Origin of the sequence: Paenibacillus phoenicis (assembly GCF_034718895.1) — a bacterium.
Lineage (GTDB): Bacteria > Bacillota > Bacilli > Paenibacillales > Paenibacillaceae > Fontibacillus > Fontibacillus phoenicis.
The window spans coordinates 4,044,774-4,059,902 of sequence record NZ_JAYERP010000001.1 but is presented as its reverse complement, the minus strand read 5'-3'; the positions used below and the strand labels follow the sequence as shown (position 1 = coordinate 4,059,902).

The window sequence follows — 15,129 nt, the reverse complement described above, 5'->3', positions numbered from 1 at the left end:
CAGCTTATTTCGCATTAGCCTTTGACCGCACCTACCGTCAACCCGGAAATGAAATAGCGTTGGAAGAACGGATACGCAAAGGCAACAGGAAGCACGATGACGATAGCCACCGCCATCCGGGCCGATTCCTTAGGCATCGTGGCCACCAGCTCGGCGTAGCTGATCCCCAGGCTCGAGGCATTTCGAGCCAGCGCGTCAACGTTGCTCATCAAGTTATTCAGCAGCGCCTGCAAGGAATACAGGTCCTGATTGTTGATATACAACATCGATTGGAACCAGTCATTCCAGTAACCAAAGCACAGGAACAAACCAATCGTAGCGATCACCGGCAACGAGATCGGCAGGATGATCGAGAAGAAGATCCGGAGTTGGCCGGCCCCGTCGATTTCCGCGGATTCAATTAACCCATCCGGAATCGTGCTTTTGAAGAACGTTTTACAGATGATGACATTAAACGAGGAGACCGCCAGAGGCAGAATCAACGCCCATACCGTATCTTTCAAACCCAGCATATTCGCATTGATATAGTAGCTGGAGACCAAACCGCCGTTAAACACCATCGGAATAAAAACGACCCAAGTCAGGAACCCCTTCAGCTTATAGTTCGGCCGGGACAGAACGTACCCCATTGAGGTGGTGAGCAGAATGCCCAGCACCGTTCCGACGATCGTAACGAAGACCGAGATCCCTAACGCCTGCAAAATGACCGTTCCTTGCTTGGCGATATACCCGTAAGCCTCTCCCGAGAACGCCGTTGGGATCAGGTGATACCCATTCTCCCGGATCGATTGCTCACTGGACAGCGAGATCGACAACACCACCAGCATCGGCACGACGCAAATCAAAGCCAGGAAGAAGAAAAGGAGATGAAGGAGCACGTTCACCCCTTTACTTGGACGATTAAATCGGTCCAGGCCGTTTTCATACACCGTTCTTGCTGCCATATCTGCACCTCCTTAAATCATCGCGCTGTCAGGATCGATTTTGCGAACCGTCCAGTTCGCGGCCAGAATCATCAGACAGCCCAGAACCGACTGTACGAAGGCTGCTGCCGAGGCCATCCCCACCGTTGCGGTTTTCAACTGCTTGTAAACCATAACATCAATGGTTGTGGTCACATTAAACAGGGAGTTGGAATCCCGCGGCACCTGGAAGAACAGCCCGAAATCGGTATAGAAGATGCGTCCCACCGCCAGGATGAACATCATGACGATGACCAGCTTCATCAGGGGAAGCGTAATGAACCGGGTCTGCTGCCAAAGGGTGGCGCCGTCGATGACGGCCGCTTCGTAGTAAGTTTTATCGATACCCGCGATGGTCGCCAAATACACAACCATGCCGTAGCCAAGTCCCTTCCACACATTCATAAAAATCAAGAAGTAAGGCCAATATTGCGGTTCCATATACCAGTTGATGGGATCTACTCCCCAACCAGCCAGCATTTGATTCAAAATCCCTTTATCGAAGCTCAAGAACGCCCAGCCCACAGCCGAGACGACAACCCAGGAGAGAAAGTACGGCAGGAACATCATCGTTTGATACGCCTTGCCTGCCTTGCGGTTGTGAAGCATCCCGATCATTAACGCCAAGGCTACAGGGATCACAATTCCAAGAACGATAAAAATAATGTTGTAGCCGATCGTGTTACGGATAATGATCCAGGCATCGTTGGACTTGAATAGGAACTCAAAGTTCTTGAGACCTGCCCATGGGCTCTTGAATACGTTGCTCAGAAAACCGCCGGTGATTTTGAAGTTCTTAAAAGCAATGATGATCCCGAACATCGGCAGGAAGCTGAACAAGATGTACCAGATTGTGGTTGGCAAAGCCAACAAGGTCAGCTCCGTGTCTTGCTTGCGCCAACGCGTCCGTAAGCGCTTTCCATTTAGCTTCGAGTCCATATGCGGTCACCTCTTTCCACTTCAGCTTGTTTTGTTCTGGATACCCTCATTTTATTGGAGAGATAGCGCTTTCATCTAGACAACAAACTTGAGACTATAGTCAAAAAACGTTAGGTTTACACACCAAAAAGGCCCGCTCAATGAGCGGGCTTTATCGATAACGCCATATTTTATTGATTGCGAATCAGGTAATCGAAGGCACCTAATGCTGCCGTCGCGCCAGATCCCATGGAAATGATGATCTGCTTGTAAGCCGTATTCGTGCAGTCGCCGGCGGCAAATACGCCAGGAATGGTTGTAGCTCCGCGGTTGTCGACGATGATCTCGCCCATCCGGGTGCGTTCCAGTGTGCCTTCCAGCCATTCGGTGTTCGGTACGAGACCGATTTGAACGAATACGCCTTCCAGCTCCAGATGCTTCTCTTCACCGCTTTCCCGGTCGATATAGGTCAGTCCGTTCACCTTGCTGTCGCCTGTGACTTCCTTCACTTGTGCGTTCTTGATCACAGTCGCATTTGGCAAGCTATTCAGACGATCCTGCAGTACCGAGTCTGCTTTCAGCTCAGACATGTATTCAAGCACGGTTACATGCGAGGCGATGCCCGCCAGGTCGATGGCTGCTTCAACGCCGGAGTTCCCTCCGCCAACAACAGCCACACGTTTGCCTGCGAACAGCGGACCATCACAGTGCGGGCAATAAGCCACGCCTTTGTTCTTGAATTCCGCTTCGCCCGGTACATTCATGTTGCGCCAACGGGCCCCTGTGGAGATGATCACGGTCTTGCTCTTCAGCACAGCACCGTTCTCCAATTCCACTTCAACCAAGTCGTTCTTGCGAAGACTCTTCGCCCTTTGCGACGTCATGATGTCGATGTCATATTCCTTCGCATGTTCTTCCAAGCTTGCTGCGAGCTTCGGACCTTCGGTATATTTCGTACCGATCAAGTTCTCGATTCCCAAGGTGTCGTTGACTTGGCCGCCGAAGCGTTCTGCCACGATCCCGGTACGAATGCCTTTGCGTGCAGCATAAATCGCTGCGCTAGAGCCCGCAGGTCCGCCCCCGATCACAAGCACGTCGAAAGGTTCTTTACCTTCAAACGCAGATGTGTCCGAAGCGCCCAATTTCGCTAAAATATCCTCAACGGACATCCGGCCATTGCCAAACAACTCGCCGTTCAAGAATACCGTAGGCACTGCCATAATCTCTTTGCTCTCAACTTCATCTTTATAAGCCGCGCCGTCGATCATGGTATGGGAAATACCAGGATTGAGCACGCTCATCAGGTTCAACGCCTGAACGACGTCCGGGCAGTTGTGGCAGGACAAGCTCACATATGTTTCAAAGCGGTATTCACCTTTAATCGCTTTGATTTGATCAATGATATTTTGCTCCACCTTAGGTGGTCTTCCGCTGACTTGCAACAAAGCCAGTACCAGGGAAGTAAACTCATGGCCCAGAGGAACACCGGCAAAGGTGATGCCGGTGTCTTCCCCCACGCGATTTACGCTGAAGCTTGGGGTTCTGGGTAAACTCGTTTGCTCGACGGTAATTTTATCCGACATGGTGGACAACTCGTTCACGAGGTCCAGCATCTCGTTCGAAACCGCATCGGTTCCGGCACTGACTTTCAGCAGAACATTCCCTTCCAAAAGCTGAAGATATTGCTCTAATTGTTGTTTAATGTCTGCATCCAGTTTCATAGTGGGTCTCCTTAGATTTTGCCTACCAAGTCAAGGCTTGGTTTCAAAGTAGCGGCGCCCTCTTTCCATTTCGCAGGGCACACTTCACCTGGATGGTTGTGAACGTATTGAGCAGCTTTGATCTTGTCGATCAGCGTGCTTGCGTCACGTCCGATACCACCAGCGGTAATTTCAATCGCTTGGATCACGCCGTTCGGGTCGATAATAAAGGTAGCGCGGTCAGCTACGCCTTCTTCTTCGATCAATACATCGAAGTTACGGGAAATTGTGTGAGTTGGGTCACCAATCATAATGTAAGTAACCTTGCCGATCGCTTCGGAGCTGTCATGCCATGCTTTGTGCACGAAATGGGAGTCCGTGGAAACGGAATATACTTCAACGCCAAGCTCCTTCAGAGTAGCGTAGTGATCTTGCAAGTCTTCCAGCTCAGTTGGGCATACGAAAGTGAAGTCCGCTGGATAGAAGCAAACAACGCTCCATTTTCCCTTGAAATCTTCGTTGGAAACCTCGATGAATTTCCCGTTGTGATAGGCTTGCGCTTTAAAAGGCAATACTTCTTTTCCAATCAACGACATGATTTGAACTCTCCTTTTATCTTTATTGTTTTCTTCTGGTTATTTATATTAATTATTATATGCTAATGATTCTCACTGTCAATTCAGTTCATCAAGTCTTCATAATTAATATACCCGGAATAGCCGAATCTAACCCCAGGCCGACAGGCGCGTTCGCTCCCCTAGCGCCAATCGTTTTGATCGTACACTACTGATTTCCACCCAAAGGCCGGGAAATCCTTTCTTTCCGGTTATAGAATTATTTAATGAGATCTTGGTTTGATCTTTGAGCAGCCTAAAGCTATCAAAATATGAAAACCAAGCTTGAGGGGACGGGGAATGGAACCCATCTTCTCTCTAAAATACTCCCACGCCGGGCGATTCCCCCGTCTTGAGTTGCACTCGCCGCAGGAGGCAATAAGGTTGCGCGGCAGATCCGAACCGCCCTTGCTGGAGGGGATCAGATGATCCACCGTTGTTGCAGGCTGTCCGCACCATAGGCACGTGTAACGGTCTCTTTTTAAGGCGATCTTCCGATATTTCCGGAACAGAAAAGGGTTGTATAACAACTGAATGGTCTGCTCATTAATCCAAACGGCACGCGATCGATTCACCTCCCGCCAAGCTCGGTCCAGGGTACAAGGGGTTAATTCCCGACCATCTGTATTCAGTACCGTAATCATCACCAGCTCCTCCTTAACGATAGGGTCTCTCCGACAGGGCCAGACATTCCCTCATCCCCTTGGAACTTCGTTCCATATAGAAAAAAAGCACCCCTAAGGGTGCTAACTACAAAGCGATTATTCCATTAATCATCATCCGGCAAGCTCTCGACTGCCGTAAAGAAAACATCAAGCAGCTCCATCCCAAAATTCGTTCTGACGTATTCAGAGATCCGATCGAGCTCTTCCCGGCTGTCGTACTCCAGGCAGGGACGCCCTTCGCTCCACAACACCCGGCATGTAAATAAACTCCGAACCTTCTCAATGACCACGTCTTGATCTACGGGTCCCCGATGAACAGCCATACTACTTGCCCCTTTTTACCAATGTGATTCCTGCGGCCTGTGCCGCTTCATTATTATCTAAAATTTTAACGACTGTCATCTATGACAATCCTCACATGGGCGAATATCGGCTTAGGAGGTACTTTGAAGCACCGTCTCTTGCTCCACCGGCTCTACCTGATCTTCCCCCTCGAAATTCTCATCCTGCTGGTAGTATTCTCGAAGCTCATCCTGGGCAGTTTCCTCCGCTAACGGCACGCAGTGACGATAGGCGGCACGGCTGATGACATGGGCGGCCACCGGAGCCGTCAGAAAGACGAAGAAGATCCCCAAGATCAGGCGAATACTGAAATAGCCTTCGGCGATGATAAAATACAGCAAAGTGCCAACCATAGCGCACAGCACACCCAATGTAGAACTTTTCGATGCAGCATGAGACCTTGTGTACACATCCGGTAAACGCAAATTGCCAATCGCGCTAATCAAGCTGAAGACAGCCCCCGCGAGGATCAGAATCGCCCCTACAACTTCACCGCTTCCGCTCAATGACCGCACCCCTTTCCATAAACCGGGCAAACGCCACCGTTCCGATGAAGGATAAAATCCCAATCAGCAAGATAAGATCAAAGAACGCATGCGTACGCAGCAATACCGAGAATACCGCGATACTCGCAATTAAATTGATGCTGATGGAATCCAGCGCCATGATCCGATCCACACTGGACGGACCTTTGACGACGCGGTACAAGTTAGCTAAGATCGCCGCCAGTAACAGACATAACGCGATGATCAAGATCGTCTGAAAAATCATTTCCGGGTCACATCCTTTATCGCTTTCTCGAACACGGATTTGGACTTCAGTACCGACTCTTTGGACTCTGGCATATTCAGTCCGTGAATGTATAGTGTCTTCGCATCCGGGGTAATCTCCATCACAACGGAGCCCGGTGTCAGACAGATCAGCAAGGACAACAGGGTCACTTCCAAATCCCCTTCCAAATCCGTCTCCACCTTAAAGATCCCCGGCTTCACATCGACTTTGGGACGGAGCACGTGCTTCATCACCATCATCGACGAGATCACCAGTTCATAAATGAAGATCACAAATAGCTTGCCTACCGCTGCCAATGTAAAGAGGTAGAACGGCTTATTAAAGAAGCGGCGGATGCAAAATAGGATAAACAACCCGGCGATGTAACCGCCAATAAAGTTGATAATGCTCGTTTCATCCTGCAGAAACATCCACAGATAAGCAATAAAGATGTTAAGCAGCACCTGAATGGGCATGGCTGTCCCCCCTTTAATCCATCACAGCATGGATATATCGATTTGGATCAAGCAATTCCTGTGCCGCCTGGGTCACATACCCCGCCACCCCTTCAGCACCAATCCCTAAAGCCAGGCTGGAAGCGGTCAACAGCGCGATTGGAAGCAGAAGTCCCTTGGTCGTTCCCTTCTCATCATCGACGCACAGAATGGTCTCCCCCCAGAAGACGTTCATGAACAATTTGATCATGGAATATAGAATCAACATACTGGCGGCGAGACCGATGCCCCCTAGCCAATAATCCCCAGACTCGAAGGTTCCTTGTATCGTAAACACTTTGCCGAGGAAGCCGCTGAGCGGGGGAATGCCCACCATCGATAATGCGGCGATCAGAAACATCCAGCCTAATTGCGGGTGAAGTCGAATCAGACCACTGATGTTTTGCAACCTGCTGGTTCCCGTCAGATAGACCACTGTCCCGCCGATGAGAAAGATCAAGGCCTTGATCAGAATATCGTGCATCAAATAGTAGATAGAGCCCATCATGCCTTCCTCTGTCATCGAGACCAGACCAAGCAGGATAAACCCAACGCTGATAATCACATTGTAGGTGAGGATTTGCTTCAAATCCCCGAAGCCTACTGCCCCAAGCCCTCCAAGAATCATCGTTACCGCCGCCAAGATTCCTATGGTCAAATGAGTGATCTGCGGCTCATGATAGAAGATGAGCGTAAACATCCGAAAGATGGCATAAATCCCCACCTTGGTGAGTAGCGCCGCAAAGATGGCCGCAATGGCGGTAGGCGGTACGCTATAGGAACCTGGCAACCAGAAGAAGAGCAACAACCCAGCCTTTAAGGCGAACACGATCAGGAACAGCAAGGCTACGGTGGTAATCAACCCGTCCTGACCAGCCTCAGCGATCCGGATCGACAAGTGGGCGAGGTTTAACGTGCCTGTCATCGAATATAAGTAGGCAACCCCCATTAGGAAGAACGCCGAAGCGATAATGTTCGTGAAAATATATTTTAGCGCTTCACGAAACTGCCGCCGTGCTCCCCCCATCGTGATCAACACATACGACGCGACCAGAAATACTTCGAAGAAGACATATAAATTAAATAAGTCCCCTGTCAGAAAAGACCCGTTCACGCCGACGATCAAGAACAAAAACAACGGATAAAAATAGAGCTTCTCCTGTTTCCGCCCGATCGACGGGAAGGCATACAGCAAACACCCGATCGAAACCACCGAGGTGGCAAGCAGCAGTAGCGCGCTAAACATATCGCCAACGAAGCTAATGCCGTAAGGGGCATCCCAACCGCCGAGCTGCAGCGTCTGAATCCCACCCGTCTGGATCTGGTGAATGAGCAGGATGGATACCGCACACGTCGCCAACAGAGCAAGCAAGCCAAGGATCCGCTGAAGCCGGAGGTTTTTTTGAAAAACAATGAGAAGCATCCCCATGATCAGGGGAATAATCACCGGACCAATCAACCAGTTATTCATGCTCATGTCCCCTTAATCGCTCCATGTCATCTGTCCCGAAATGTTGATAGGCCCGATAACATAAAACTAAAACTAGTGCCGTCACGGCAAAGTTAATGACGATGGCCGTCAAGATCAAAGCTTGAGGCATCGCATCTGTAAAACCGGCTTCCTTCTCGCCCAACAGGGGGGCGCTCCCCCGCTTCAGCCCGCCGGAGGTAAGCAGCAATAAATTTACCGCATGGCTCACAATCGACGTTCCCAACACAATGCGAAGCAATTGCTTGGATAAGATCAAATAGGTGCCGATCGATACGAGTATCCCGACGAGTATGACGATGAGTGTCTCCATATTTATCGATCCTCACTTATGCTTAGAATGATATTTACCGCCGTCCCTATGACCGCGAGGGCAACCCCCGTATCAAAAATCAGCGCGGAGGCCAGCTCAGTATCCCCGAATATCGGCAATTCGACGTGGCCGAAGGTTTGAGTTAGAAACGGCTCGCCGAAGATCACCCCGGCCATGCCGGTGACCACGGCGATCAGCACCCCAATCGCCGCGAGCTTCTTAAAATCCATGCGGATGTTCTCTCTCACCTTCTCGATCCCATAGGACAAGTACAGGAGAACAATGGCCGATGCCGTGCTCAGCCCGCCGATAAATCCGCCGCCCGGATGATGATGGCCGTTCATGAACAGGTAAATCGAAAAGGTTAAGATAATGACGGCCGCCACGCGGGTGACGCTTTTTAAAATCACATCATTCGGTTTCATTGGGTTCCCTCCTTTTGGAACGCTGATGAACCAAGAGATAGACGCCCAGCCCGGCGATCGTCAGCACGGATATCTCCAGCATGGTGTCAAAGCCGCGGAAATCCACGAGGATGGCGTTGACGATATTTTTGGCCCCGGCCAGCTCATAGGCATTTTCGAAAAACGAGGTGATTGGCTCGAACAGCTTATGTCCGTTCGCAGCTAAAGCCAAGAGACTTACCGTTAATCCCATCGCCATGGAAATGATCAGATTCGTCAGCTTAAACGATAGGCGTTCGATGCTCTTCTTCAGCTTCGGTAAATGGTAGAAGCACAGCAAGAACAGGACCGTTGTCACCGTCTCCACCACCATTTGCGTTAATGCCAAATCAGGAGCCCTGAAGATGACGAAGAACATCGAAATCATATAACCTATCGCCCCCAAAGCCACAATGGCGACGATACGATTCGGGGCGAACAAGACGACAAAGGCAGCGATGATCATCGCAACCACCAGTCCAGCTTCGAAGATCCCGATAGGAGCGTCCTTCGAGAAATCGAGTTGCAGGCCATGGAACCCTAACAGTGAAGCCATCAGCACAATCACAAAGAATGAAAAAGTGTAGATGAGGTAATGTCTCAGCGAACCTGTCATATATCGATTAGTCAGCGATCGCGAGAGCTTCTCGGTTCCATCCAGCCCTTGATTAAACCAGTGATTTAGCGTCAGCCTCTGCGGAAAGCTCCGAATCGCCGGAACCCATCGCTTCGCTGTCCGAAAGAGCAATAACCCAAAGAGGATGACGCCCACGGTCATCAGCAATTCGAGGTTCGGGCCATGCCACGCGCTGATTTTGAGATCATAGGCAGTCACGGACATCATCGGCAAAACCGCGTTCAAAGCGGGAGTTAGAATATATTTCCCAAGTACATTCGGGAAGAAGAAAATGAGAATCACGAGCACACCCAAAACGATAGGGGAGATCAACATCCCCAGAGGGGCTTCATGCACTTCTTTCATCAATCTTTCCGGGCGGAAGCTGCCTCCGAAGGTTTTGAAGATAAAGAGCATGCAATACACAAAGGTGAATATGCTCGCTACCCAAGCCAGGAGCGGGAAGATGAAGCCGATGTTGCTGAGCCCGAAGATTCCCGCTTGGGTAACTTCATTGACCGCAGCAAAAAACATCTCTTTACTCAAAAAGCCGTTAAACGGCGGCAACCCGGCCATCGATAAACCGCCAACCAAGGCGACCGTAAACGTCACCGGCATCACCTGCAGTAAACCGCCCAAATAGCGAATATCCCGCCGACCTGTCTCATGGTCAATAATTCCCACGACCATAAACAAGCTGCCTTTAAACGTGGAGTGGTTAAATAGATGAAACAGGGCGGCGAAGGTCGCTACCGTAAAGACTGTGCCGCTCTCACCGGGCCCAAAATAAACCGCCAGCGAGCCGATGCCAAGCAAACACATGATCAATCCTAATTGACTGATCGTAGAATAAGCTAAGAGCGCTTTTAGATCTGTCTGTCTGAGCGCACTCAAGGAACCGTAAAGCAATGTAATCAGCCCCACACCGGCGACCAGCCAGAACCAAACCGAACTGCCGCCAAAGATCGGCGTCATTCGCGCCACCAAGTAAATGCCAGCTTTCACCATCGTTGCGGAATGGAGGTAGCTGCTGACCGGGGTTGGTGCTTCCATCGCATCCGGCAGCCAAATGCTAAAGGGGAACTGTGCCGATTTCGTAAATGCACCCATTAACACGCATAGCATCGCCGGGATAAACAACACGTGATTTTGAATAATGCCCACATTCGTAATCAATTCTCGAATGCTATAGGTATCCGCCATAATGATCAACATAATAAATCCAGCTAACATGGCAAATCCGCCAAACACAGTAATCAGCATTGCCTTTAACGCGCCTTGCCGGGAGCTTCGCCGCTCAAACCAATAAGAGATCAATAAAAACGAAGACACGCTGGTTAACTCCCAGAAGCCGTAGAAGACCAGGAGATGATCAGAAAATACGACGCCTAGCATCGCACCCATGAACATGAGCAAATAGATATAGAAGTTATGGAGAGCCTCCCGCTCCTTGGACATGTAGAAGACGGAATAAAGGATCACCAGGGACCCCACACCCGAAATCAGAAGCCCGAATAAGAGACCCAGTCCATCCACATAAGAGGTCAACTGGATATCTAGCGTCGGAATCCACGGCAGCGTATAGACATAGGTTTTCCCGCCCGCAACATCGGGTATATATTGTAATAAATAGACGAAGATGGATAGGGGTATAATTAGCACAAACCATCCTGTATGGACTTGACGATTCAAGTACTTATACAGAAATGGTACGAGTATAGCACTTAACAACGGAAGAAAAATGAAGGTATAGAATGTAACCAAGCGCAATCCTCCTTACTTGAGAATCATTCTGTCGATAACACGATTTGACTGGAGATAAAACATCAATTATAGTCGTACGTAGTTTATTTAAGTGCTCTATTATTATCCTTTGAGGTGAATAATGTAAAATGGATAATCCATGCAATGAAAGTGTTCTGGTTTGCGTTTATTATGGTCCGAACGGGGAACGACTAATCAAACGCGGTTGCAAAATCGCTAACTTGATGAAGGCCCCGCTGTATATACTGACTGTGGATCCCAAACCTTTCGACGAATTGGATGCAGATAAAGTATTTCATATCGAACAGTGGAAAGAGTATGCCAATTCCCACCCGACAGCACAATTTATTATGAAGGACAATGAAAGCCGCCCTGTTTATAAGGTCATTGCTGAAGTCGCTAGGGAGAAGAACATTACTCAAATCATCCTTGGACAGACGGCCCAGAGCCGTTGGGAGCAAATGACGAAAGGGTCCATTATCAATGCCTTGATCCGGGAGATCCCCTTTGTGGACCTGCATCTTATTTCAGTTGCCCGTTATATTCCTGACGAGGAAGGGATTTACGAAAAGGGAGTTCGTGCTTACTTGATCAAGGACGGTGATCATTATACCTTAAGCTTTAACCACCTCAAGGATGCCGAATATGAAGGGATCTTCTTCAAAGAAGCCAATACGGATTTCGATAATGGCATTTTCCGCTTTATGAAGGACGCTGAAACGCTTCAGGTCCTTGTTAAGGACGGAATCGTCACCGAACTCAGAAATGTGGACATTCAAACCGCGATGAATCGGGTAGCCGCTGAAGAATCATAGGAAATGTGAATATCAACGAATGATGGGATGAACAGACTCTCCGCATGCTTCATGTGGAGAGTTTTTTTGTTTGTCATGTGCTAAATAGGAAATTTACAAATTGACGTCCACCTTGATCGGCAACCTTTCATTTTTATCAATCCCTAAATACTTTAAGGTTTCGGCGGTAGAGTGATGATGCAAGATCGATTTAATGATCGAGATGGCAACCCCTTTATAGTAGGCATGGTAACCGAAGGTCTTGCGCAACGTATGCGTTCCGATCTTCTCCGAAATACCAACCTCTCTGGCCGAACGATTAATAATGCGATAGGCCTGCTGGCGGGTAATCGGCCGGCAATCCTTCTTGGACTTGAACAAGTAGTCCCCTGGTTGCCAATCGATCATGCTCAAATACTCCTTCAAGATTTCCCCGATATTGCAGTTGAGATAATGCGCCTGGTCTTCCCCTGTTCGTTCATTCTTCACGTATAGGAACTGCTTCGGTTTCTCGCCGTCCCACACATCCTCGACAGTAAGACTTAGTAAATCAATTAAACTAATGCCGGTATTAATCCCCAGCACGAAAAGTAATAAGTCTCGAACCGAATGTTTACGCAACTCCTCCTTCATCGCCTGAATGGTTTCAAGGTCTCGAATCGGATTAACAAACTCCACAGAGAATCCCTCCGCATAATGTTACATAAATTCATTCTAACATATATTAAGTAACATCGCAATAAATGGCTGGCATCGTTTCACAAGAAAAGACGCCTCCGTTATCAGCAGTATCTGCTAAACGAAGACGTCTATTCCAAATTAGAATCCATTCCATCCGGCGAAACCCGGAGCCCTATCCATTTTCTCTTCATCGTTTTGTCGCTATTAATAATATGTTTAATTTATTCAGTACCTACTCAACCTCTTAAGCAAGCCACACTTTCTCAGTCGTAGGATGCTCGTGTAGATCATCCTCAAATTGCGGCAGAACCGGCGCATGGAATTGGTGTGGTGCTGCGGCTGGAGCAGGCTCTGATGTCGGCTGCAAATAGGCTTCGTCCACATACATGATTCTGCGCTGAACCTGCATGAGCCCATTCACGATGCGAAGCGCAACCCAGAACAGGAAGAGCCCCACGCCCACGTAAAACAGGTATTGTTGATTATAGGTCCAGTTGATATGGAAGTAGGTAAACAGGTTATTTTCTAAAATATCCAGCTTATATTCATTCATCAGAACGATATGCACCACAGGAAGCGCTATAAAGCCAATGCCCAGGGCAAGAGCGACGATCATTACCGCAAAGAATACGATGCCGGTGACAAAGCGAAGCAAGACCAGCATCAAGTTGCGGATGAACAGTCCCCCGTCAAACCCTTTGACCATGCGCATGAACCAATTGGACCCGACTTCTGCCGATGGATGGTTTAGAGCCGCTGCAGGCGGAACTGGCAACCCTAAAATATGCCGAATCAAACCTTGCTCAAAGCTTACAATTCCGTTCAACAGCTTGGCCATTCCAAAAAACATCGGGATTCCGACAAATACCGGAGTCAACGCAATGGAGAGGGTAAGCCCGGTGATCGCCACCGTAAAATAGATGATCCCTAACGGGAGGGCTAACAGCAAATAAAGAATCGTTGCATAGGTTTTGGGATTAAACAGCGCCCAATTCACCTTCCCCGCTTTCGCCACATTCGTCGCTTCAACTGCTTTCACGTTCAAACACTCCTTTGACTGCTTCAGTCACGCACAAAATTTATAAGTTCATTATAACTACCCTACTGGCGTGACATAACCGTCTTAGGTGGTGTTTGAAACTAGACTTTAGGCTAGGACGAGCCCAGTGATTACTCTGGTTTCGGCGGCTCCGCCACCAAGCTGGCCAGCTTCTCCAGAAAATCGGCAACGATCTCCAAGGACGCCGTATCGTAACTCTTGAACAGCTCAATCCCTCGTTTCTCTTGCGCTTGGTGAAATACCCGATGCATTTCGGCCAATTCGGTACCAAGCGGAGTGCAAAAAAGAACCATCGGCCAGGATTTCCTGACCGATGGTTTGCCATCTGGTGAGCTTATACCGTCCAGCCGCTTTCCCGAACTTCCCCCTCATAATAGGTATCGTCAAGGTGTAAACCAAACCCTGGGGTCGAGGGAAGGGCTACGATGCCGTCGTGAATCGAGTAACCCGACGTATCGATGCCGGGGATATGGGTCTCATCCCACTCGACAGACATAAACCCTGGAATCGCAGGGTAAGCCTGAGCGGAAGCATAATTGCCATAGAATACGCCGTAATGGTGCGGTGCAGCGTGAACCCCGCTTCGGGCCAGCCGCTCCCCGAGCTTCATCCAATTCACAATGCCGTAATCCAGTAAGTCATACTGAATCGCGTCAATCAACCCTTGCTCGGCCCATTCCACGATGGGCTTTGCAGCGTGACCTTCGCCATCCGTAATGAGCACATTCAGCTTCTGTTCGCTCATCCATTCCTTCAGGTTGCGATACAGACAATCGTCCTCATGAAACGCCTCTTCAATCCACGACAAATTGGACGATGCCGTCTCTTTTAGCACATGCTTGGTCAAGTTCAAGTTGTAGCCATTATTGGCGTCAATCATGAGCTTGCATTCGGGGCCGACTGCCTCCCGGATCCCGTTAACAATCGCGATGTCGCGTTTGGTTCCGTCCACTAAATCCATATGCATCGCTCCGCGTCCTACCTTAATTTTGAAAGCGCGGAAGCCTTCATTGTAACCTTGCATCGCTTCTTCTTGCAGCAGACGTACCGCATCGCTCTCGGAGCTCAAATGCAAATCGTCAAAATATAAGGACGTATCGTAACAGGGCACCTCCAACGGAGATGCAGCCTTTTTGCCTGTTAATAGTTCATAAACGGGTTGACTTCTGACCTTGCCCAACCAATCGAAGAGCGGGAATTGCAGATGTAGAAAGCGGTCTTGAATCCACTGCTCCTCGGAGAAAATCTCTCTGACCGGAGTCCCAATAAGAGAGGCTGCCTGTTCACGGGTAATCCTTGACCAGCCGAAGCCGGATATGCCCCCGATGGTGATGCGAACTAAAGGAAAGCTTACTTCTTTGCCGTGTACCCCTAGCCGTGCATTGCAGCCAGCCAACCGGCGGCGTTTCCCCTTCATATGCACTTGTTCGATGCGCTGGATTCGCCAACTTTCATCTAAATAGGTAAATAGGTTCATCCTATTCAACCCCTTTCTCTTCTTCT

General features: G+C 49.2%; 18 protein-coding genes. 1 reads left to right on the top strand and 17 read right to left on the bottom strand.

Annotated elements, in window-relative coordinates; translation table 11 throughout:
• Positions 1-14: 14 nt before the first annotated feature.
• The 13 genes from U9M73_RS19275 to U9M73_RS19215 all read right to left on the bottom strand — a co-directional run bounded on the left by U9M73_RS19275 (position 15) and on the right by U9M73_RS19215 (position 11,091).
• On the bottom strand, positions 15-944 hold the full coding sequence (locus tag U9M73_RS19275) for a carbohydrate ABC transporter permease (RefSeq protein WP_016313885.1): 930 nt from the start codon (positions 942-944) through the stop codon (positions 15-17).
• 12 nt (positions 945-956) lie between these two features.
• Positions 957-1,901 (bottom strand): ABC transporter permease, encoded by a 945-nt coding sequence (locus tag U9M73_RS19270; protein WP_016313886.1) that lies wholly within the window; start codon positions 1,899-1,901, stop codon positions 957-959.
• A 170-nt stretch (positions 1,902-2,071) separates the two neighbouring features.
• The gene (ahpF, locus tag U9M73_RS19265) at positions 2,072-3,601 is read right to left on the bottom strand and encodes an alkyl hydroperoxide reductase subunit F (RefSeq protein WP_028538593.1); all 1,530 of its coding nucleotides are present in this window, start codon (positions 3,599-3,601) and stop codon (positions 2,072-2,074) included.
• 11 nt (positions 3,602-3,612) lie between these two features.
• Positions 3,613-4,176, bottom strand: coding sequence for an alkyl hydroperoxide reductase subunit C (gene ahpC, locus U9M73_RS19260; protein ID WP_028538594.1), 564 nt, complete (start codon positions 4,174-4,176; stop codon positions 3,613-3,615).
• A 242-nt stretch (positions 4,177-4,418) separates the two neighbouring features.
• Entirely contained in the window at positions 4,419-4,838 is a 420-nt protein-coding gene (locus U9M73_RS19255) for an HNH endonuclease (protein ID WP_036699844.1), read from the bottom strand.
• A 125-nt stretch (positions 4,839-4,963) separates the two neighbouring features.
• Positions 4,964-5,182 carry a hypothetical protein gene (locus tag U9M73_RS19250; RefSeq protein WP_016313890.1) on the bottom strand — a complete coding sequence of 73 codons (219 nt, stop codon included), beginning with the start codon at positions 5,180-5,182 and terminating at the stop codon, positions 4,964-4,966.
• Positions 5,183-5,293: 111 nt separating this feature from the next.
• Complete coding sequence (mnhG, locus tag U9M73_RS19245) at positions 5,294-5,707, bottom strand: monovalent cation/H(+) antiporter subunit G (protein WP_036625680.1); 414 nt, start codon at positions 5,705-5,707, stop codon at positions 5,294-5,296.
• Positions 5,691-5,972, bottom strand: a complete 282-nt coding sequence (locus tag U9M73_RS19240; RefSeq protein ID WP_323078603.1) for a Na(+)/H(+) antiporter subunit F1 — start codon at positions 5,970-5,972, stop codon at positions 5,691-5,693. Before U9M73_RS19240 ends, mnhG begins: the two co-directional genes overlap by 17 nt.
• Positions 5,969-6,448, bottom strand: a complete 480-nt coding sequence (locus tag U9M73_RS19235; protein WP_085169404.1) for a Na+/H+ antiporter subunit E — start codon at positions 6,446-6,448, stop codon at positions 5,969-5,971. The genes U9M73_RS19240 and U9M73_RS19235 overlap by 4 nt, the downstream gene beginning before the upstream one ends.
• A gap of 13 nt (positions 6,449-6,461) precedes the next feature.
• A complete protein-coding gene (locus tag U9M73_RS19230; RefSeq protein WP_323078600.1) occupies positions 6,462-7,937 on the bottom strand; it encodes a Na+/H+ antiporter subunit D in 1,476 nt (491 codons plus the stop codon).
• On the bottom strand, positions 7,930-8,268 hold the full coding sequence (locus U9M73_RS19225) for a Na(+)/H(+) antiporter subunit C (RefSeq protein WP_028538600.1): 339 nt from the start codon (positions 8,266-8,268) through the stop codon (positions 7,930-7,932). The genes U9M73_RS19230 and U9M73_RS19225 overlap by 8 nt, the downstream gene beginning before the upstream one ends.
• A gap of 2 nt (positions 8,269-8,270) precedes the next feature.
• Positions 8,271-8,693 carry a Na(+)/H(+) antiporter subunit B gene (locus U9M73_RS19220; protein ID WP_323078596.1) on the bottom strand — a complete coding sequence of 141 codons (423 nt, stop codon included), beginning with the start codon at positions 8,691-8,693 and terminating at the stop codon, positions 8,271-8,273.
• Positions 8,680-11,091: a Na+/H+ antiporter subunit A gene (locus U9M73_RS19215; RefSeq protein ID WP_323078594.1), complete on the bottom strand. Its 2,412-nt coding sequence runs from the start codon at positions 11,089-11,091 to the stop codon at positions 8,680-8,682. Before U9M73_RS19215 ends, U9M73_RS19220 begins: the two co-directional genes overlap by 14 nt.
• A gap of 128 nt (positions 11,092-11,219) precedes the next feature.
• Here U9M73_RS19215 and U9M73_RS19210 point away from each other — a divergent pair, with 128 nt between their 5' ends.
• On the top strand, positions 11,220-11,906 hold the full coding sequence (locus U9M73_RS19210) for a universal stress protein (protein WP_009224904.1): 687 nt from the start codon (positions 11,220-11,222) through the stop codon (positions 11,904-11,906).
• Between the two features lie 93 nt (positions 11,907-11,999).
• Here U9M73_RS19210 and U9M73_RS19205 read toward each other — a convergent pair whose 3' ends face one another.
• The 4 genes from U9M73_RS19205 to U9M73_RS19190 all read right to left on the bottom strand — a co-directional run bounded on the left by U9M73_RS19205 (position 12,000) and on the right by U9M73_RS19190 (position 15,103).
• Positions 12,000-12,563, bottom strand: coding sequence for a tyrosine-type recombinase/integrase (locus U9M73_RS19205; protein WP_009224905.1), 564 nt, complete (start codon positions 12,561-12,563; stop codon positions 12,000-12,002).
• A gap of 247 nt (positions 12,564-12,810) precedes the next feature.
• Positions 12,811-13,605: a sensor domain-containing protein gene (locus tag U9M73_RS19200; RefSeq protein ID WP_085169412.1), complete on the bottom strand. Its 795-nt coding sequence runs from the start codon at positions 13,603-13,605 to the stop codon at positions 12,811-12,813.
• A 131-nt stretch (positions 13,606-13,736) separates the two neighbouring features.
• Positions 13,737-13,919 carry a hypothetical protein gene (locus tag U9M73_RS19195; RefSeq protein WP_085169414.1) on the bottom strand — a complete coding sequence of 61 codons (183 nt, stop codon included), beginning with the start codon at positions 13,917-13,919 and terminating at the stop codon, positions 13,737-13,739.
• 41 nt (positions 13,920-13,960) lie between these two features.
• Positions 13,961-15,103 (bottom strand): enolase C-terminal domain-like protein, encoded by a 1,143-nt coding sequence (locus tag U9M73_RS19190; protein ID WP_323078591.1) that lies wholly within the window; start codon positions 15,101-15,103, stop codon positions 13,961-13,963.
• Between the last annotated feature and the right edge of the window lie 26 nt (positions 15,104-15,129).